Consider the following 18,941-nt stretch of genomic DNA (forward strand, 5'->3'; position numbering starts at 1 on the left):
TTTCGCCCTTTGGCCGGGAGGGCATGCAATGAACCTGACGATCGCGCGAAGCCTCACGCTTTTTGGCATCCTGGTGGGCAGCGGCGTGGCCCTCGCCATCGGGCTGCAGACCTACGCCTTCGACCGTCTGCGGGTGAACGGCCCCGTCTATCAGCAGATCGTCTACGGCAAGGATCTGGTCGCCGATATCCTGCCGCCGCCGCTTTTCGTGGTGGAAGCCTATCTGCTGGCGACCGAAGGCGCCTATCATCCGGAGGCGGCCAGCGGCAATCTGGCGAAGATTGCCGACCTGAAGAAGTCCTATGACGAGCGCAAGGCCTATTGGCCGGGCACCGGCCTTGCATCGGACCTGAAGGCGCAATTGAAGGAACAGCTCGAACCGACCGCCGATGCGTTCTGGACGATCCTTGCCGGGCGCTATGCGAGCGCTGTCACGTCCGGCAACGCAGATGAGGTCAAGGCAGCGACGGTCGCCCTGAAGGCCGCCTTCGAGCGCCACCAGGCCAATGTGCTGCAACTGGTGGCCAAGGCAAACGATTTCCTGGCAGCGGCAGAGAGGCAGGCGTCTGCCGAAACGACCGGGCTGACGCTGATTTCTCTCTGTGCAGCCGGCAGCGCGCTGCTTCTGCTCGGTGCCGGTCTCTATCTGCTGCATCGTCGTGCCGTAAGACCGCTGAACGGCATGCGGGATTATATGAGTATTCTTGCCAAAGGCGATTACAGCCAGCCGGTTCCCTTCCATGATCGTGCAGACGAGATCGGAGAAATGGCCGGCGCGGTGACCGTGTTTCGCGAAAACGCGCTGGAGCGCATCGCAGCCCGCAGGAAACAGGAGGAGGCGCGCGAACAGGCCATGCAGGCAGAGCGGGACGACATGGAGCGCAAGGCCGGCGAAGACGCCGCCCGCGCCAGGGTGATCGCGACACTCGCCGCAAGCCTCGAATCGCTGTCACGCGGCGACCTGACCATTCGCATAGAGGACCGCTTTGCACCGGACTACGAGATGCTGCGCGAACAGTTCAATGGCAGCGTCCAGTCGCTGGAACAAGCGCTGTTGAGCATCGCGGTCGCCATGCAGACGGTGCAGTCCGGGGTCTGCGACATTTCCACTGGCACCGACGACCTGTCGCGCCGAACGGAAGCGCAGGCGGCATCGCTGGAGGAGGCGGCATCCGCGCTCAGCCAGATCACCGTCACCCTGCGCGCCACCACAGAGCGGGCGCAGGAGGCAGACCGCCAGATGGCAGAGAGCCGGCGCGGCGCGGAACGGTCGACCACCATCGTTCGCGATGCCGTCGCCGCCATGGGCAAGATCGAGGAGTCATCGACGCAGATTCGCCAGATCATCGGCGTGATCGACGAGATCGCCTTCCAGACCAATCTCCTTGCGCTGAACGCCGGCGTGGAAGCGGCCCGCGCCGGAGAGGCCGGCAAGGGCTTTGCAGTCGTCGCCATGGAGGTCCGCGAACTCGCAAGCCGCTCCGCCAATGCCGCGCGCGAGATCCGCCATCTGATCGACGTGTCCAACACGCAAGTCGGCCTCGGCGTTGGCCTCGTCAACCGCACCGGCGACGCACTGACGGAAATGGAACATCAGATGGAGCAGGTTGGTACCCTGATCGATGCCATCGTGCAGTCAGCGCGCGACCAATCCCGCGCTCTGGACGAAGTCAGCGATGCGGTCGGCCAGATGGATCAGGTCACGCAGAAAAATGCGGCCATGGCGGAGGAAGCGAATGCGGCCTGCCGCGACCTCGAAACCTGCGCACGGGATCTGGGAAGCCAGCTTGGCCGTTTCCGAACCGTGAGCACACGGTCGCAGCAAGGCTTCCGACTGGCCTCCTGAGGACCCGTCGTTTTGGCAGTCGACACCAAAAGGGGGCCTGAACGGCCCCCTTCTGATGACTGCGTGACGCCGGGGTTCGCCCGCTCAGCCCTTGGCAACGGCGTCAAACGCCAGAAGCTTTTCCAGCAGACGTTCAAGCTCCGAGAGGCGCACCATGTTCGGGCCGTCGGAGGGCGCATTGTCGGGATCCTCATGCGCTTCGATGAAAACACCGGCCACGCCGACGGCGACCGCGGCACGCGCCAGCGTTTCGACGAATTCACGCTGGCCGCCGGTCGAGGCACCCTGACCGCCCGGCTGCTGCACCGAGTGAGTCGCATCGAAGACCACCGGCGCGCCCATGGCCGCCATGATCGGCAGGGAGCGCATGTCGGACACCAGGGTATTGTAGCCGAAAGATGCGCCCCGTTCACACAGAAGCACATTCGGATTGCCGCTTTCGGTGAACTTGGCCAGAACGTTGCGCATGTCCCAGGGGGCGAGGAACTGGCCCTTCTTCACGTTGATCACGCGCCCGGTTCTGGCAGCAGCCACCAGAAGATCGGTCTGCCGGCAGAGGAAAGCGGGGATCTGCAGGATGTCGACCGTCTCGGCAACGATCGCACACTGCTCCTCGGTGTGAATGTCGGTCAGCACCGGAAAACCGAACTCCTTCTTCAGGTCGGCAAACACCTCCATGGCCTTCTCGAGGCCGATGCCACGCTTGCCGGCAATCGAGGTGCGATTGGCCTTGTCGAAGGAGGACTTGTAGACAAGACCGATGCCGAGACGGTCGCAGATGTCCTTGATGGCACCGGCCATCATGAAGGCATGCTCACGGCTTTCCATCTGGCAGGGACCACAGATGAGCGACAGGCGTCCGCTGTTTGAGAACTGGACCTGGCTTGCACCCTCGCCGACGGATACCACTGCATTGGCTGTGACTGACATGATCGATCCCACATTCCGGTAAAACCATGGATCCGGCACGTCCGGATGCCACCTTCGTGAGCGCGCTCATACCAGCCGAACGACAGCCTGTCACCCGCGAGCCCGCCTGGGCAGGTGATAGGGAGATCAGCGTGCCGTCACGTCCCGTGGTGCAAAGCCGAGGATGCTCTTTGTGTAGGTCTCGACCACCACGCTGAATGGCGTGCCGGACGGCGTTGCGAGATAGGCATGATGGCGCAGCAGATAATCGGGCATGTCGAGACCGCCGGACGTGGCGGCCTGGACCGCGGTTCCCGTTTCCCACCCCGCCGGCAGCGGCTGCCACAGGAGGTCGGCGGAAACCGTGTGGCGCTGGAAGTGCAGCGGCTGCACCACGCGGCCAAAGGCGGTGTCGGTGGTCTCCAGCGTCCTGTTCATTTCGGGCGTCAGAAGAGCAGGTACATACCAGTTGTCCGCCTCCGAAAGCACGACGGATCCGCATTTCAGCCGCACGTGACGATAGGCAAGTGGCGTGTCCCCGGACACGTTCAGCAGATGACGCACCTCCTCTGAAGCGGGCTTGTCTTCGCCCTTTATCCGTTCGGCAACGATTTTTTCGCCATCGGCGAGGTGGTGGGCTGCACACCAGCGATCGAGCGTCAGTGTCGCGCTGTCATGACTGAGCAATTCGGCATTCAGCGTCTGCAAAAGAGCGAGCGCTTCAAGCCGCATGACCGGAGTATCTGGCCAGACAGGAGCCGCGGCAGATGCGGGAAGGGAAAGGGACATCGAGATTGCAAACGGCAGGACGGACGAAAACAGCATGCGCATGATGAAGACTCCCGGCTGGAATGACCATCCCTCACAGATGGTATTTTGTGCACTGCATCACCCCAGCCGGCAGCATCCACCGATTCCCGCCGAATCTGTGGCGAGGGTCCTCACCAATGAGCCCGGATTGTCTCTTCGGCTCAGCCGGTCACCCCAAAAACACCCGGCTTTTGGGGGCTTGCAGAACACATAAGGAACAGATAGGGTCTGTTCTGTATTTGTTTCGGGCTCGGGGTTGCCATATGCTGACACGCAAACAACAGGAACTGCTTCTGTTCATTCATGAACGCATGAAGGAGTCCGGTGTGCCGCCCTCCTTCGACGAAATGAAGGATGCGCTTGATCTGGCGTCGAAGTCCGGCATCCACCGGTTGATCACAGCCCTGGAGGAGCGCGGTTTCATTCGCCGCCTGCCAAACCGTGCCCGCGCGCTGGAAGTGATCAAGCTGCCGGAATCCTATGTGCCGCCGGCCCAGCCCCGCCGCGGCTTCTCACCCAGTGTTATCGAAGGCAGTCTCGGCAAGACGCCGCCCGCCAAGTCCGCCGCATCAGCGGCACCTGCGGAAGAATATACGGGAACGGCAACAGTTCCTGTCATGGGACGCATTGCTGCCGGCGTGCCCATCTCGGCCATCCAGAACAATACGCATTCGATTGCAGTGCCGATTGAGATGCTGGGAACCGGCGAGCATTACGCACTCGAAGTGAAGGGCGATTCGATGATCGAGGCCGGCATTCTCGACGGCGATACGGTCATCATCCGCAATGGCAGCACAGCCACGCCCGGCGATATCGTGGTGGCGCTGGTGGATGACGAGGAGGCAACCCTCAAGCGGTTCCGCCGCAAGGGGGCCTCGATCGCACTGGAAGCGGCCAATCCTGCCTATGAGACCCGGATCTTCGGACCGGACCGGGTGAAGATACAAGGCAGACTGGTCGGACTTATCCGCCGCTATCACTGACCAGCCGGCGCACCGGTTCCGGAACATCTGTCTCGAAGCTGCGGCGTCGCCAGTCATAGCTGCGATGAACGCTCCAGGGGCGCTCATGTGACATGATGGCAGCTTCCGCGCGCCAGTCTTCGACTCGTCGGCTGTCGCGAAAACGGACGATCAGGGCACCGGTGCGGCGCAAGGTCTGGCCGCTCAGCAGAAGAGCGCCGGAACGGCACTCATCGAAGCGGGCCTGTGGCGCAATGACGAGATCTGCGCGGTCGCAAGCGGTTCCGGTGAGACGATTGTCCTCAACGGTTATGAGTGTCGCCCCCTGCGAGGTGATCGCAAGACAGCCGGACGAGGGAAGACACGCAAAGCGTCCCGGCTGTTTTTCGGCGCCCCTGCGCAGGGTCTGCAGGATGGTTTCCGCCTCGCCGGCCTTCAGCGGCACTTTGGCAGCGGCTCGCTGAGACTGTCTGTCGGTCGTCGTGGCAGTTGACGCCGGCTCCCGTTCTGTTTGCTCGATTCTCTTATTCTGTGCGGAACCCCTCTGGATTCCAGGGTCTGCCTTTCGGTTGGCCGCGGCGTCAGGCAGCGGCGACAACAGGCGCGGTGCGCTGGTCTGTTCGATGCGCAACGCATCCTGCCATTGCCGGTATAGAAAATCCGAAGGTCGGCGCCGGTTGGTCGCCGCGGCCTGCCCGTCCAGAAGGGCAACGAGGATCCCATCCTCCGAGACGAGCAGATCCGGCGAACTCGCACGCTCCGGAATGATCGTCATGGCGACAGCGGCCAGGATCAGCGGCAGACCAAGCAGACGCAGGCGCGTCCGAAGCAGCGTGAGCAGCAGGAAGCCGGCCGAGGCCAGCGGCAGGAAGCCAGCTGGCGGTCGCCCCGTCGCCACCTCGCCTCCCCAGCCTGCGACCGTTTCGGCAATCGCGATCACGCCCTGCAGCGCCCATCCCATCAGTGTCAGGAAAGGGACATCAAGCCCCAGGGGCATCAGCAGCATGCCGACCAATCCGGCCGGCATCACGACAATCGAAATCAGCGGCATGGCTGCCAGATTCCCCGCAAGACCATAGGCGGCCAGCCGGTGAAAATGAGCAAGCGAGAAGATTGTCGTCGACAGCATGCCGATCAGCGAAGTGGCCAGCACGCCCGCCGCGAAGCCGAACAACGGCAGGACGAGTCGCCCGAGGAATGAGTGCGCGCCCGCAAGCAGCCCGCGATCCTCCCAAGCTCCACCGCGCATCCAGGCCTCATAGCCGGCCACAAGGGCAACGGTTGCCGCAAACGACATCTGAAAGCTTGCGCCCAGCACGGCGGATGGCGTCAGGACCAGAATCAGCACGGCTGCGAGGGCCACATTGTGCAGGCTGATCGAGGGCCGGTCGAACAGAACCGAGGCCAGCATGATGACCATCATTACGTAGGCACGTTCGGCCGAGACACCGAAACCGGAAATCAGGTAATAGGCCGTGACCAGAAGAAGCGCACCCAGGGCGGCAATCTTCTTGATCGGCACACGCTCGGCAAAGCCAGGGATGAGGCTGAGGGCTCCGCGCAGACCGACGAAGGAAATGCCGGCCGCCAGCGCCATGTTGAGCCCGGAGATCGCCACGATATGGGCAAGGCCGGCAAGGCGCAGCGCCTCCACGGTGGCTGGCGAAATCGCCCGCCGCTCATCGGTCACAATCGCGGCTGCAAAGGCACCGGCATCGCCCCCGACCACATTACGGATGCGCTGGCCGATGCTGGCACGCAGATCGAAGAGTGCGCCGTGCAACCCGGCCAGAAAGCCGCCTGGCGGTTCCGCCACGCCCAGGATGAGCGGACGCCCGTAGAAGAAGCCGACCGCACCGGTTCCTTCGAAATAGGCGGTGAAGCCGAAATCCAGCAGGCCCGGAAGCGCGGGCCCGGAGGGGGGAGACAGGCGCACACGCCCCTCGATCCGCGTGCCCGATGCCAGGGGTTCATGCGGCGCGCGCCACAGGAGCGCCACCCGCTCGGGGGGCCGGGAGAGCACCGGCTCGAAGGTTCTGAGAACATGCACCGTATAGCGCCAGCGGCCGCCCGCCACAGCCTCACGCCGCTCCACCACCCCCTCCAACCGCGTCACGACGGCTTGATCGAGAATAACGGTGGCATTCCGCAGACTTTCCAGATGGGCAAGCCCGAAGCCCGACAGGACGAGCACCACGACCAGCAGGCATGTTCTCACGGCCCCCTGCCCGCGCCGTCCGGTCCAGATTGCAAGCGCGACCAGCACCGGGCCCATCGCAGACAGCCAAGCCGGTGGCGCGGCAGTGGCCGAAAACCAGAGAATGACCCCCAGCCCCAAAAACACGGGCAGAAGCAGAAAGCCGCGTCCATGGGCAAGCTCCTCCGCCAGCATGGTCTGCCACCACCGTGTCGGATCGGACCGATCACGCAATATTGACGGGGTGTCCGCCGAGATGTCCCAGGTCAGCGGAGCACGCGCCGTTCCCTCCCCCAGAAGGGCCGGAACAGGCAGAAAGGAAGGCTGGCGGAAGGCTTCCGCCTCTCGTCTCGATTCGCTCGCCGGGGTTTCAGCCTGCCTCACGCACCCTCCGCAGAATGGCGCCCGCCCTTAACAGAAATACAACCTGAACCTGTTTAGCTGCGGCGGTCAATTGCCGCTTTCTGCGGCAGAACAGGGCCAGCCTCAATTGGATCGATTGAAACGCAGAGAACCCGCCAAAGCGCTTCGCGGGAACCCGAAAACCCGGGTGAAGTTACGGATTTCGCGGTGCACAATTACCCGCGGCAAGTGCTTGGCAGCACGCGTTAGATCATATAGCTACTTTCAGAGGCTTCACTCATCTGGCGCTTTCAGCGCCTTTCCGCCCATCGGAGGATCAGTATGACGGACACAAGCGCACATCTTGGATTGGGAGAGAAGAAGGTTGACCTTCCGGTCAAGAAGGGCACGATCGGGCCTGACGTGATCGACATCGGCGCGCTCTACAAGCAGACCGGCGCCTTCACCTATGACCCCGGTTTCACCTCGACCGCGGCCTGCGAATCCAAGATCACCTTCATCGACGGCGACGAGGGCGTCCTCCTGCATCGCGGCTATCCGATCGAACAGTTGGCGGAGCATGGCGACTTCCTGGAAACCTGCTACCTGCTGCTCTACGGCGAACTGCCGACGGCTGCGCAGAAGAAGGACTTCGACTACCGCGTAACGCACCACACCATGGTGCATGAGCAGATGAGCCGCTTCTTCACCGGCTTCCGCCGCGACGCCCATCCGATGGCCGTCATGGTTGGCACGGTCGGCGCGCTCTCCGCCTTCTATCACGATTCCACCGACATCACCGATCCGCACCAGCGCATGGTCGCTTCGCTGCGCATGATCGCCAAGATGCCGACGATCGCCGCCATGGCCTACAAGTACCACATCGGCCAGCCCTTCGTTTACCCGAAGAACGACCTCGACTATGCGTCGAACTTCCTGCGCATGTGCTTTGCCGTTCCCTGCGAGGAATATCAGGTCAATCCGGTTCTGGCGCGCGCCATGGACCGCATCTTCATCCTGCACGCAGATCACGAGCAGAACGCCTCCACCTCGACCGTTCGCCTTGCCGGCTCCTCGGGCGCCAACCCGTTCGCCTGCATCGCGGCTGGCATTGCCTGCCTCTGGGGCCCGGCACATGGCGGCGCCAACGAAGCGGCACTCAACATGCTGATGGAAATCGGCACGCCGGACCGCATTCCGGAATACATTGCCCGCGCCAAGGACAAGAATGACCCGTTCCGCCTGATGGGCTTCGGTCACCGCGTCTACAAGAACTATGATCCGCGCGCCAAGATCATGCAGAAGACCACGCATGAGGTTCTGGGCGAACTCGGCCACAAGGACGATCCGCTGCTGCAGGTCGCCATGGAGCTGGAAAAGATCGCGCTGACGGACGACTACTTCATCGAAAAGAAGCTCTATCCGAATATCGACTTCTATTCCGGCATCACGCTGAAGGCGATGGGCTTCCCCACCACCATGTTCACCGTGCTGTTCGCGCTTGCCCGCACCGTCGGCTGGATCGCGCAGTGGGCCGAAATGATCGAAGATCCGCAGCAGCGCATCGGCCGCCCGCGCCAGCTCTACACCGGTGCTGCCCAGCGCGACTACGTACCGGTCTCCAAGCGCTAAGCCGGCTCACAGACAGTAACAACACGGCCCGCGACCATCATCGCGGGCTTTTTTTATACCCTGCTTCTGCGACAGTGACTGCGGTTGCGATCGCGCGACGGCCCTTGACTGGGACGAACGGGACGCTGCCACAACGGGAAGAGCTGCCCATGAACCGGCAAACGGCCGAGACAATCATTGCACTGGAACAGTGCCTGCACCAACCCGCCATCCGCACTGCACAAGATCGGGTGACCCATCTTCTGGCGGAGGATTTCATCGAGTTCGGAAGCTCCGGGCGTATCTTCGACCGGCAGACGACGGTCGCGGCCCTTGCAGCGGAAACACCATCCGTCCCTGATGAACGCCTCGAGACGTTGGACTATGTCGTGAAGGAGCTGGCGGGCGAGGTCGTGCTCATCACCTATCGTGCCCGGCGCACGGGATCATGGACGGGCAGCATTCGCGAAACGCTGCGCAGTTCCATATGGGCCTTCAGAGATGGCCGCTGGCAGATGATCTTTCATCAGGGAACTATCGTGCCATCCGCGTGAGCACGGCGGTCAAGCAGCGCAAGGACCAGCCCGGCCCCGGCTTCTCCGGGTGCAACCGCCGTTGCCAGCCGCTGCCAGACGGTATTAAAGCCCTGCAGCATGGCGTGACGCTGTGGCGTGTCCGCACACAGGCATTCCGCCCAACGTGCGAGATAGCCGGGCCGGACGAGATCGTTGATATGTTCGGGCAGGACCGGCTGGTCGGCAATCAGGTTCGGCAGCGAGGCGGACCAGATCCGGATGCGAGACAGCATGAACTTCATCAGCCAGTCGACCTTGTAGATGGAGACGGTCGGCACGCCGCAGAGCGCCAGTTCCAAGGTCACCGTGCCGGAAGCTGCGATCGCCATGTCGCCGTCTGCAAAGGCACGCCACTTGCTCTCGGCGCCCACCGTGATCTCGGGCCTGACGATCCAGTCGGCGGTCAGGCTGCGCACCAACGCTTCCTGCCGCGGCACGGTGGGCAACAGAAACCGCACGCGGCCATCATTGCGCTCGGACAGCAGTCGCACCGTTTCCTCAAGGGCCGGCATCAGGATTTTGATCTCTGTGGACCGCGATCCCGGCAGGATGATGATCGTCTTGATGCCCTCGTCCCCGGGAAGTCCGCGCCCGGCACGCGCTGCGCGGACCCTGAGGACATCCGGATCCGCCGTCAGACGGTGACCGATGAAGTCCGTCTTCGGGCCGCCGAGTCGCTGCATAGCCTCCGGTTCGAAAGGCAGAACAGCCAGCACCTGATCGACATAGGCGAGCATCTCGGTTGCCCGGTGCTCCTTCCAGGCCCAGACGCTCGGGCACACATAATCAACGACAGGCAGGTCCGGCAGCGCCTTGCGTACGCGCCGGGCCACACGATGGGTGAAATCCGGGCTGTCGATGATGATCAGCACATCGGGCCGTGCCGCAATGATCGCATCTGCCGTCTGACGGATGCGCCGCATCAACTGCGGCAGGCGCTTCAGCACCTGGGTCAGGCCCATGATGGAAAGCTCCGAAAAGTCGAACAGCGAATCCAACCCCTCGGCTTCCAATGCGTCCCCCCCGACGCCGATGAGTTCAACAGAACCCGGCCAGCGACGCTTCAGATGCGCAACGAGATCTCCGCCCAGCAGATCGCCGGAAACTTCACCGGCAATGACACCGATTTTCAGCACCCGTTCGCTCATGATCCGATGCCCAGCGACGGCAATCCCGCGTCGATGCCGCAGACGAAAACACCAGCATCATCGGCGGCCTTCAACATGGTTTCGCGCTCCACGATCAGAGCCCGGCCAGCTTCCACGGCAATGCCCCCGAGACCCGCCGATACGATGGCGGTGATGGTGGAGGGGCCAATCGTCGGCAAATCGGCCCGCATGTCCTGTTGCGGCTTGCAGAGCTTGACAAGGGCGCCGCGTCGGCGCCGCGACACGCGACCCGAGGCACGGAGTTCGCCAACGCGATGCACCATGGCATCGGTCCCTTCCACGCCCTCCAGGGCAACGATGCGTCCGCCAACGCTGACGGCGCCCTGTCCTACATCGAGCTGGCCGAGAAGCCTTGCAGCCTCTGCACCGCGCGCAATATCGCGACGGTCCTCGGCGGTCGGCGTGTGGCGGCCGAGCGTGCCGGTATCGGCCAGCAGGCCGGGCAGAATTTCATGGACCCCGACCACCCGGCAACCCATGCCTTCGAACAGGCTGATGACCATGCGAAGCACCGCGTCATCCCCGCCAGCAAGCAGGGTCTTCAAGGCCTGCGGCATTTTGAGGAGGGTCGAAACCGTCGGGCGAATCTGGCGCAGTTCAGGACGCCGCCGCACCCCGCCGGACATCACGACACGCTTGACCCCTCGCTCGCGCAACAGCCTTTCGATACGCACCTGGTCGCCCACGCCGGCCACAGCATGATCGAAGGCGGAAAAATCGCGATCCGCCTCATCCTCAAGGCAGATGACAAAGGGCTCATCGCCTGCCGCACGGGCGGCTTCCGCCACATGCAGAGGCAGGAAGCCATGGCCAGCAATGATCGCCAGACGTCCCGTCCGGTCGCGAACGGGAGCGGACGCCACGGCCTTACGCCTTGCCGCGATAGGGCGAAGAAATCGCCCGGTCGCTGTCGGCCAGGATGAAGTCGATGACCTCAAGCGCTTCCGGGCAGTCGAGAAATTCATCGCGGATCGCAGCCGCCTTCGGGCGAATGGCGCCCTCGCCGTCAAAGATCGCCTTGTAGGCCTTGCGCACCTGATGGATGACGGCACGGTCGATCCCGGCACGGGTCATGCCGACGACATTCAGCCCCCCCAGCAGACCCGGATTGCCGTTCAGCATGCCATAGGGAATGACGTCGTAATTGACGGCAGACAGGCCGCCGATGAAGGCCTGACGGCCGATGCGGCTGAACTGATGCACGGCGCAGCCACCGCTGAGGATCGCGCGATCCGCCACCTGCACATGGCCGGCCAGCATGACGTTGTTGGACAGGATGATGCCATTGCCCAGGTGGCAATCATGCGCCACATGCGAATTGGCGAGGAAGAGGCAGTCATCACCAACACTGGTGATGCCGCCGCCGCCGACCGTTCCGGTGTTCATCGTGACGCCTTCGCGCATGGTGCAGCGCGCGCCAATCACCAGACGCGAATCCTCGCCGGCCTCATGAAGGCTCTGGGATACGCCCCCGATCACTGCCATCGGAAAAATGCGCGAGCCCTTGCCGACCTCGGTCAGACCCGTGACGACCGCATTCGAAACGACCTCGACATCATCATGCAGGACGACACGCGGGCCGATCCGGCAGAACGGCCCGATGACAACGTTCTCGCCAATGACGGCGCCGTCTTCCACGACGGCATGCGGATGGATTCGGGCGCTGGCGGCAATCGTGCTCATGCATCGTCCTTCGTGCGGATCATGGCGCCGATATCGGCCTCCGCGACGAGAACACCATCCACCTTGGCATCGCAGTGGAACTTCCAGATATTGCCGCGCTGCTTCAGCTTGGCGACATGATATTCCACACGATCACCCGGCACGACCGGACGGCGGAAGCGCGCATTGTCGATGGTCATGAAGTAGACGAGATTGCCGGTTTCACCCTGCTTTCGTGCGCAGATGGCACCTGCGGTCTGCGCCATCCCCTCGACGAGCAGTACACCCGGCATGATCGGCCGCTCCGGAAAATGCCCGGTGAAATGCGGTTCGTTGGCGCTGACATTCTTCACACCAATGGCACTCTCGTCGCCGTTGATCTCGATGATGCGATCAACCAGCAGGAAGGGATACCGATGCGGCAGAAGCTTCATGATCTCCTGAATATCGACGGAGTCGAGCGTTGCCTTTTCCTGCTCAGCCATTCCTTTTTCCTCTTTTCTTCGACCGTTCGTCAGACCGCGCAAGCACCTCTGCCATATCGCGCAGGTAATCCTGCATGGGCCGGGCCGGGTGGCCACCAAAACGGGCGCCTGCCGGCACAGATCCGATCACGGCAGCCGCTGCACCGATCTGTGCGCCATTGCCGATGGTGATATGGCCATTGACGCCGGTTGCACCGCCGATCTGCACGCCATCGCCGATACGCGTCGAGCCCGCTATACCAACACCGCTGGCAAAAGCGCAATGCCGGCCGATCCTAACATTGTGGCCGACCTGAACCTGATTGTCGATTTTGGTACCTTCGCCGATGACCGTATCGTCCATCGCGCCGCGGTCGATCGTCGTGTTCGCGCCGATTTCGACATTATCCTGAATGATAACCCGGCCGATCTGCACCATTTTCAGCATGCCGGCGGGACCAGGCGCAAAGCCGAAGCCATCCTGGCCAATGCGCGCGCCATTGTGAATGATCACGCCATTGCCGATGAGCGCACACATGACAGACGCCGTCGGCGCAACACAGCAGTTGCGACCGATCTTGACGTCCGCACCGATAACCGCACCTGCACCGATGCGCGTTCCGGACCCGATTTCCGCATGCGCGCCAATGACCGCCATCGGCTCAACCGTGACGCCGGCTTCCAGCCGGGCAGTCGGGTCGACATAGGCTGCCGGCGAAATGCCCTCGCCAGAGACCGTCGGAACAACCCGCATCGCCTTTGGATGCAGAAACGCGCCGGCACGCGCAAAGGCCGTATGCGGCTTCGGCGTGGACAAGATGGCGATATGACTGGGGATCAGAGGCTGAAGTGCCGGCTCACAAAGAATCGCTGTGGCATTGCAGGTCTCGAGTTCGTCTCGAAATTTACGCGAGAGAATGTAGCAAACATCCCCTTCGCCCGCCCGCGAAACTGGCGAAACGGAGCGCACCAGACGCTCCGCCTTCGTTTCATCCAGCAATTCCGCCCCAAGATACGAAGCCAGCTCACGAAGGCTCACGCCATCATGCGGCGGAAAGAAGTCGTTGTTGTCCATTGCCCTGAGCTCCAGAACAGTTTTCCAGTTCGCGTTCTGGACGCCAGATATCAGAACTGGTTGGCCATGCTGAAGCGGAAACGCTGTTCCCTGTCGTAATCTTCCTTCGCGACAGGGACGGCATAGTCGAAGCGCAACGCGCCAAACGGCGAGGCCCAGGTAACGCCCATACCGACCGAAGCGCGGATGGAGTTATCCGACTGAAGCCCGCTGGCGACAGGAACGTCATTGCCATAGAGCGTACCGGCATCGGCAAAGAAGTTGGCACGCAGACCGGCATCCTGCGGCAGGGCCGGCATCGGCACGGAGACTTCGGCCGACGCGTTGAAGTATGTCGTACCACCGATCGCATCGCTGCCAGCGCGCGGACCGATACCATCATTCTTGAAGCCGCGAACCTGACGACCACCAAAGGTGAACTGGTCAAAGACGTTCAGATGATCACCGGTAGCAACCACATGACCCGCACCAACGGCGATCTGACCGATCATGTCGAGTTCATCCGACAGCAGCTGGAAATAACGGGCGCGACCGGAAATCTTGTAGAACTGCGAATCGCCACCGAGGCCGGCATATTCCTGCGTGACCGACGCGTAGATGCCTTCGCGCGGCAGGGTCATGCTGTCCAGCGTGTTGTAGGTCAGCGTCTGCGAAATGGACGACTGGACATAGTCGCCGCCACGGACAAGATCCTGGAACGGCTGTGACAGGTTTGTCTGCCAGTCATTCGTGCCGTCGTAGTTGATTTCCTTGTAGGTGTAGCGGAACGTCGTCGCCAGCGTTTCGGTGATCGGCGCCGTGACGCGCAGGGTGAAGCCCTGCTCGTTGTAGTCATAATAGTCGTTCGACGAGGTCTGGTTCTTGAAGACGTCGAAACCAGCCGCCAGACGATAGCCGAGGAAATATGGCTCGGTGAAATTCAGCGAGTAGGTGCGGGAGTCGTTCAGACCGCCACCAGCAGCCACACGGATGTACTGGCCACGACCCAGGAAGTTCTTTTCCTCAATGGAGGCTTCGAGAACGACACCGTCATTGGCCGCATAACCGACACCGATACCGAAGGCGCCCGTCGACTGGTCCTCGACGTCCACAACGATCACGACACGGTCGGGTGCCGAACCCTGCTGCGTGGTGATGTTGACCTTCGAGAAATAGCCCAGAGCTTCCAGGCGACGCTTGGCGCGCGTGATCATCAGCTGGTTGAAGGCATCGCCTTCGCTCATATCAAACTCGCGACGGATGACATAGTCACGCGTACGGGTGTTGCCGCGAATGTCGATGCGCTCGACATAGGCGCGCTCACCCTGATCCACCAGATAGGACAGACCGATCGTGTTGGTCTGGAAGTTGCGATCGCCACGCGGTGTGACGCGAGCAAACGGGTAGCCGGCTTCGGCAACCTTCTTCTGGATTGCCTCGATCGACTTCTGGACGTCGCTTGCCTTGTAGACATCGCCCGCATTGGTCTGAACCACGTTCTTCAGAGCGGATGCATCGAGACCCTGAACGGTGGAGTCGACAGTCACGTTGCCGAAGCGGTAGCGCGCACCTTCCTCGACGGTGAAGGTCAGCGTGTATTCGTTCTTGGCTTCGTTCAGCACGGCATCGGAGGAGACGATGCGGAAGTCCGGATAGCCATGGTCATAATAGAACTTGCGAAGCGCCTCTTCATCCGCCTTCATCTTGTCTTCGGTGTAGACGTCCTTGCGGGTCAGGAAAGAGAGCGGGCCGCTTTCCTTGGTCACCAGCACGTCATGCAGACGGCTGCTGCTGTAGGCGCTGTTGCCGATGAACTTGATGTCGGAAATCTTGGTGCGGTCGCCTTCGTTGATCACGAAAGCGAGGTTCACGCGCCCCTGCCCCACCGGCACGGTCTGCGTCGTAATCTGCACATCGCTGCGGCCGATCTGCTTGTAGGCCTCACGGATACGCTCGATATCGGCCTTCACCATGGCTTCGCTGTAAGGACCGAGCGGCTGGGTGTTGACCGTAGACTGAAGCTTGTCGTCCTTGATCTTGCGGTTGCCGTTGAACACGACCTGGTTGACGAGCTGGCTTTCGTTGACGGTCACGACAAGCGTAGAGCCAGACACGGCGATCTTCACATCCGAGAAGAAGCCGGTCGCATAGAGGCGCTTGACCGACTCATCGATGTCGGAATTCGAGAAATTCACCCCGGGACGAATGGTAAGATTGGAGCGGACGGCAGCCGCCCCTGCGCGCTGGGCGCCACGAACATCGATTTTCTGGATGACGGCAGCCTCGGCGGAAAGAGCAGAAGCAACAACGACAGCACCGGCCCCAGACGCGACAACACCAGCAGACAGCGCAAACGCCGATACTGCGTTCAAAAACTTTGAACCAGCTTTCATTTTCAATACTTACCTTTTCCCGTTGTCCCTCGGCGAGCCAGGCCCGACTCCGGCCACGTGTGTCGTTTTACCTGCTTTTACCCTACAAGCAAGGCATCCCGTTAATTTCTGTTTACTTCCTTCCAAGGCGTGACCCAATCGCCACGAACACCTGAAATTAAGGTAAACAATTGGTTTACAAGAAACTTCTTCAGCCGATCAGATTGCTGATGTCGTTCCACGTGGCAAAGACCATGAGGCTCAGAACCATCGCCAGACCGATGCGGAAGGCAACCTCCTGCGCCCCTGCTCCCAACGGCTTTCCCCTCACGGCTTCAATGGCATAAAACAGAAGATGACCGCCGTCCAGCACCGGAACAGGCATCAGGTTGAGCAATCCAATGGAAACCGAGAGCACCGCGGCAAGCTGTATCACGGCGGCAATGCCGAGCGTCGCCATCTGTCCCGAGGCCTGAGCAACCCGGACAGGGCCGCCCAACTGGTCTGCCTTCATGCGCCCCGTCACCAGATTGCCGATATAGCGGAAGGTCCCGGAGATGATCTGGCCGGTCTCGATGACGCCCTGATGCACCGCCTGAACCGGTGTATAGGTCACATGACGGAAATTGCCGCTCTGCTCGTTCGTGACGATCCCGATCAGGCCCATCTCGATCTTGTTGCCGAACTGATCGGTAATCTCCGAACGGCGCGGAACGACGGGAACGTCCATCTCCTTCCCACCGCGCTCGATCGTCACGATGATGCGCGCCTCGGGGCGTACGCTCACATAGCGGCGCACATCGTCAAAGGTGCGGATCTTCGAACCGTCGAGTGCCATCAGCCGATCGCCCGGCTGCAGGCCGGCCTCGGCCGCAGCACTATCAGGACGCACTTCCGACACCACGGGATCGGCGATCATCCGGCCGTAGACACCAAACAAAACGGCAAAGATGGCAATCGCCAGCAGGAAATTGGCGACAGGGCCCGCAGCCACCGTCGCCGCCCGCTTCCATAGCGCAGCCCCCGCCAGTGTCTCGGCACGCTCCGCCTCGGTCATTGCGTCAAGCCGCTCGTGACCCGGCCGGCTGGCGGCATCCTCGTCACCGTAAAATTTCACATAGCCGCCCAGTGGAATGAGCGACAGCTTCCAGCGCGTACCATGCCCATCGGTAAAACCGAAAAGCTCCGGCCCGAATCCGATGGAAAAGGCTGTCACGCGGATGCCGCTCCAGCGGCCGACGAGGTAGTGGCCCATTTCATGCACGAAGACGAGCAGAGACAGGACGAGGATGAACGGAATGATGTAGCCGGTGATGAACCCTGCCGTTGCCAACATCTCTTGCCCCTAACCTCCCGGTGCCTAAAGCCCGAACAGAACTGCCGCCACTGACGTTCCGCCATCTTCGGACCATGCCGCATGCATGATTGCAAGAAGAAATGCTGCGAAACCGGCAAAAACGAGGCCGTCCACGCGGTCCATCACGCCACCATGCCCGGGAATCAGATGGCTGGAGTCCTTGACGCCAAAACGCCGCTTGATGAAAGATTCGAAAAGATCGCCCGCCTGACTGGCCACCGAAAGCGCAAAGGCGATGACGACGGTGCGCGGCGAGAGCGCCGGAAAGAAGGCAAGCGACAGAAGGCAGCCGGCAGCGACGCCGGAAACGGTGCCGCCAATCGCGCCCGACCAGGTCTTGCCGGGCGAGATGCGCGGCGCAAGCTTCGGCCCCTTCAGCCTGCGTCCGACGAAATACGCCAGGATGTCCGTCGCCCAGACCACGGCAAACACGAACAACATGGCCACGAAACCCGGCTGGTCAGCGCCGCGGATCGCCGCCAGCGAAATGCCGCTGAAACTTGCATAGGCAATGCCGCCCGGAAGCCAGGCAGTGCCGCCGCGCACCAGCATGAACAGGATCGCAGTAACGATGAAGCCGCCCGCAATGGGCGTCCCCAAACCTTCGTCTCCAATGAGCAGATTGAGCGCAACGGCAGCAACCGACAGCCAGCCCAGCGCATGACCGCGAAAATCACGCTCCGCCAACCGGGTCATCCGCGACCATTCGTAATAGACGAGAACGGCGATGAGAGCCGCAAGCGCGCGGAAGGCGAGACCGCCGACCCAGGTGGCAGCCAGCGTCACCGCCGCCATCACGATGCCGGACAGGATCCGCTGCCTCAGTTCGACCGACATCAGCCCGCCACCGCCGTGGCGGCCTTGCTCGCCGACAGGCCGCCAAAGCGTCGGTCACGATTGGCAAAGCTCCGCAGCGCCTTGAGGAACAGGTCGCGGTCGAAATCCGGCCAGTATTCCGGCACGAAGACGAATTCGGAATAGGCGGCCTGCCAGAGCAGGAAGTTCGACAGCCGCTCTTCACCGCTGGTGCGGATGATGAGATCCGGGTCGGGAATGCCCGCGGTATCCAGACGCTCGGTGATCGCGGACGCGGTCACATCCTCGGCCGCGATGCGCCCGGCCTCGATATCCCGCGCCAGACGGCGCATGGCCCGTACCATCTCGTCACGCGCACCATAATTGAAGGCAATGACAAGAGTCAGGCCGGTATTGTTGCGCGTGGTGTCCTCCGCTTCCAGCAGCAGCGGCAGGATGTCGCCCTGGAGACCGTCCCGTTCACCGATGACACGGATGCGGACATTGGACCGATGGAGTTCGGCAAGATCGCGCCGGATGAAGCGGCGCAGAAGCCCCATCAGCACGGACACCTCTTCTTCCGGCCGGCTCCAGTTCTCCGAGGAGAAGGCAAACAGCGTCAGGTATTCGATGCCGAAATCCGCCGCCGCCTCCACGGTGCGGCGCACGGCCTCCACGCCCTTGCTGTGCCCGACAGTGCGCGGCAGCCCCCTTTCGTTTGCCCAGCGTCCGTTGCCATCCATGATGATCGCGACATGTCTGGGAGGGGAGAGAAGGTCACCGCTTGCCATGGAGCATCCGTTATTTCGCGTTGGA

Annotated in this window: 16 protein-coding genes; 4 read left to right on the forward strand and 12 right to left on the reverse strand. The window is 62.1% G+C overall.

From position 1 onward, the window contains the following. Positions 1-28: 28 nt before the first annotated feature. The gene (locus FNA46_RS03695; protein WP_142880998.1) at positions 29-1,846 is read left to right on the forward strand and encodes a methyl-accepting chemotaxis protein; all 1,818 of its coding nucleotides are present in this window, start codon (positions 29-31) and stop codon (positions 1,844-1,846) included. 84 nt (positions 1,847-1,930) lie between these two features. On the opposite strand, the gene kdsA is transcribed toward FNA46_RS03695, so the two are convergent. Both kdsA and FNA46_RS03705 read right to left on the reverse strand, forming a co-directional pair. Beyond that, positions 1,931-2,776 carry a 3-deoxy-8-phosphooctulonate synthase gene (gene kdsA / locus FNA46_RS03700; RefSeq protein WP_142880999.1) on the reverse strand — a complete coding sequence of 282 codons (846 nt, stop codon included), beginning with the start codon at positions 2,774-2,776 and terminating at the stop codon, positions 1,931-1,933. 126 nt (positions 2,777-2,902) lie between these two features. Further along, a complete protein-coding gene (locus FNA46_RS03705; protein WP_342782378.1) occupies positions 2,903-3,487 on the reverse strand; it encodes a hypothetical protein in 585 nt (194 codons plus the stop codon). Between the two features lie 341 nt (positions 3,488-3,828). Here FNA46_RS03705 and lexA point away from each other — a divergent pair, with 341 nt between their 5' ends. Next, positions 3,829-4,548, forward strand: coding sequence for a transcriptional repressor LexA (gene lexA / locus FNA46_RS03710; RefSeq protein WP_142881001.1), 720 nt, complete (start codon positions 3,829-3,831; stop codon positions 4,546-4,548). Here lexA and FNA46_RS03715 read toward each other — a convergent pair. After that, complete coding sequence (locus FNA46_RS03715) at positions 4,529-6,958, reverse strand: ComEC/Rec2 family competence protein (RefSeq protein WP_246102826.1); 2,430 nt, start codon at positions 6,956-6,958, stop codon at positions 4,529-4,531. The genes lexA and FNA46_RS03715 overlap by 20 nt on opposite strands. Positions 6,959-7,408: 450 nt before the next feature. On the opposite strand from FNA46_RS03715, the gene gltA reads away from it, so the two are divergent. Both gltA and FNA46_RS03725 read left to right on the forward strand, forming a co-directional pair. Further along, positions 7,409-8,698, forward strand: coding sequence for a citrate synthase (gltA, locus tag FNA46_RS03720; RefSeq protein WP_142881002.1), 1,290 nt, complete (start codon positions 7,409-7,411; stop codon positions 8,696-8,698). Positions 8,699-8,847: 149 nt separating this feature from the next. After that, on the forward strand, positions 8,848-9,231 hold the full coding sequence (locus FNA46_RS03725; protein ID WP_142881003.1) for a nuclear transport factor 2 family protein: 384 nt from the start codon (positions 8,848-8,850) through the stop codon (positions 9,229-9,231). Here the strand turns inward: FNA46_RS03725 and lpxB are convergent. The 9 genes from lpxB to FNA46_RS03770 all read right to left on the reverse strand — a co-directional run bounded on the left by lpxB (position 9,204) and on the right by FNA46_RS03770 (position 18,916). Beyond that, positions 9,204-10,400, reverse strand: coding sequence for a lipid-A-disaccharide synthase (gene lpxB, locus FNA46_RS03730; RefSeq protein WP_142881004.1), 1,197 nt, complete (start codon positions 10,398-10,400; stop codon positions 9,204-9,206). The two genes, FNA46_RS03725 and lpxB, sit on opposite strands and share 28 nt — an antisense overlap. Continuing rightward, positions 10,397-11,284 carry an LpxI family protein gene (locus FNA46_RS03735; RefSeq protein WP_246102828.1) on the reverse strand — a complete coding sequence of 296 codons (888 nt, stop codon included), beginning with the start codon at positions 11,282-11,284 and terminating at the stop codon, positions 10,397-10,399. The genes lpxB and FNA46_RS03735 overlap by 4 nt, the downstream gene beginning before the upstream one ends. Positions 11,285-11,288: 4 nt before the next feature. Further along, the gene (gene lpxA, locus FNA46_RS03740; RefSeq protein WP_142881006.1) at positions 11,289-12,104 is read right to left on the reverse strand and encodes an acyl-ACP--UDP-N-acetylglucosamine O-acyltransferase; all 816 of its coding nucleotides are present in this window, start codon (positions 12,102-12,104) and stop codon (positions 11,289-11,291) included. Then, positions 12,101-12,568 carry a 3-hydroxyacyl-ACP dehydratase FabZ gene (gene fabZ, locus FNA46_RS03745; RefSeq protein ID WP_142881007.1) on the reverse strand — a complete coding sequence of 156 codons (468 nt, stop codon included), beginning with the start codon at positions 12,566-12,568 and terminating at the stop codon, positions 12,101-12,103. The genes lpxA and fabZ overlap by 4 nt, the downstream gene beginning before the upstream one ends. Then, entirely contained in the window at positions 12,561-13,622 is a 1,062-nt protein-coding gene (gene lpxD, locus FNA46_RS03750; protein ID WP_142881008.1) for a UDP-3-O-(3-hydroxymyristoyl)glucosamine N-acyltransferase, read from the reverse strand. Before lpxD ends, fabZ begins: the two co-directional genes overlap by 8 nt. A gap of 50 nt (positions 13,623-13,672) precedes the next feature. Then, on the reverse strand, positions 13,673-15,994 hold the full coding sequence (gene bamA / locus FNA46_RS03755; protein ID WP_142881009.1) for an outer membrane protein assembly factor BamA: 2,322 nt from the start codon (positions 15,992-15,994) through the stop codon (positions 13,673-13,675). 190 nt (positions 15,995-16,184) lie between these two features. After that, a complete protein-coding gene (gene rseP / locus FNA46_RS03760) occupies positions 16,185-17,309 on the reverse strand; it encodes an RIP metalloprotease RseP (RefSeq protein WP_142881010.1) in 1,125 nt (374 codons plus the stop codon). Between the two features lie 24 nt (positions 17,310-17,333). Further along, positions 17,334-18,167: a phosphatidate cytidylyltransferase gene (locus tag FNA46_RS03765; protein WP_142881011.1), complete on the reverse strand. Its 834-nt coding sequence runs from the start codon at positions 18,165-18,167 to the stop codon at positions 17,334-17,336. Beyond that, positions 18,167-18,916: an isoprenyl transferase gene (locus tag FNA46_RS03770; RefSeq protein ID WP_142881012.1), complete on the reverse strand. Its 750-nt coding sequence runs from the start codon at positions 18,914-18,916 to the stop codon at positions 18,167-18,169. The genes FNA46_RS03765 and FNA46_RS03770 overlap by 1 nt, the downstream gene beginning before the upstream one ends. Between the last annotated feature and the right edge of the window lie 25 nt (positions 18,917-18,941).

It is taken from the genome of Affinirhizobium straminoryzae, from assembly GCF_007004135.1.
Taxonomy (GTDB): domain Bacteria; phylum Pseudomonadota; class Alphaproteobacteria; order Rhizobiales; family Rhizobiaceae; genus Neorhizobium; species Neorhizobium straminoryzae.

What these genes read in the sequence shown, in the direction of transcription:
- FNA46_RS03695 (WP_142880998.1), top strand. Translation starts at nt 29, where the DNA reads ATGAACCTGACGATCGCGCGAAGCCTCACGCTTTTTGGCATCCTGGTG.
- FNA46_RS03765 (WP_142881011.1), bottom strand. Translation starts at nt 18,167, where the DNA reads ATGTCGGTCGAACTGAGGCAGCGGATCCTGTCCGGCATCGTGATGGCG.
- kdsA (WP_142880999.1), bottom strand. Translation starts at nt 2,776, where the DNA reads ATGTCAGTCACAGCCAATGCAGTGGTATCCGTCGGCGAGGGTGCAAGC.
- FNA46_RS03770 (WP_142881012.1), bottom strand. Translation starts at nt 18,916, where the DNA reads ATGGCAAGCGGTGACCTTCTCTCCCCTCCCAGACATGTCGCGATCATC.
- FNA46_RS03705 (WP_342782378.1), bottom strand. Translation starts at nt 3,487, where the DNA reads ATGCGGCTTGAAGCGCTCGCTCTTTTGCAGACGCTGAATGCCGAATTG.
- lexA (WP_142881001.1), top strand. Translation starts at nt 3,829, where the DNA reads ATGCTGACACGCAAACAACAGGAACTGCTTCTGTTCATTCATGAACGC.
- lpxB (WP_142881004.1), bottom strand. Translation starts at nt 10,400, where the DNA reads ATGAGCGAACGGGTGCTGAAAATCGGTGTCATTGCCGGTGAAGTTTCC.
- fabZ (WP_142881007.1), bottom strand. Translation starts at nt 12,568, where the DNA reads ATGGCTGAGCAGGAAAAGGCAACGCTCGACTCCGTCGATATTCAGGAG.
- lpxA (WP_142881006.1), bottom strand. Translation starts at nt 12,104, where the DNA reads ATGAGCACGATTGCCGCCAGCGCCCGAATCCATCCGCATGCCGTCGTG.
- lpxD (WP_142881008.1), bottom strand. Translation starts at nt 13,622, where the DNA reads ATGGACAACAACGACTTCTTTCCGCCGCATGATGGCGTGAGCCTTCGT.
- gltA (WP_142881002.1), top strand. Translation starts at nt 7,409, where the DNA reads ATGACGGACACAAGCGCACATCTTGGATTGGGAGAGAAGAAGGTTGAC.
- FNA46_RS03725 (WP_142881003.1), top strand. Translation starts at nt 8,848, where the DNA reads ATGAACCGGCAAACGGCCGAGACAATCATTGCACTGGAACAGTGCCTG.
- bamA (WP_142881009.1), bottom strand. Translation starts at nt 15,994, where the DNA reads ATGAAAGCTGGTTCAAAGTTTTTGAACGCAGTATCGGCGTTTGCGCTG.
- rseP (WP_142881010.1), bottom strand. Translation starts at nt 17,309, where the DNA reads ATGTTGGCAACGGCAGGGTTCATCACCGGCTACATCATTCCGTTCATC.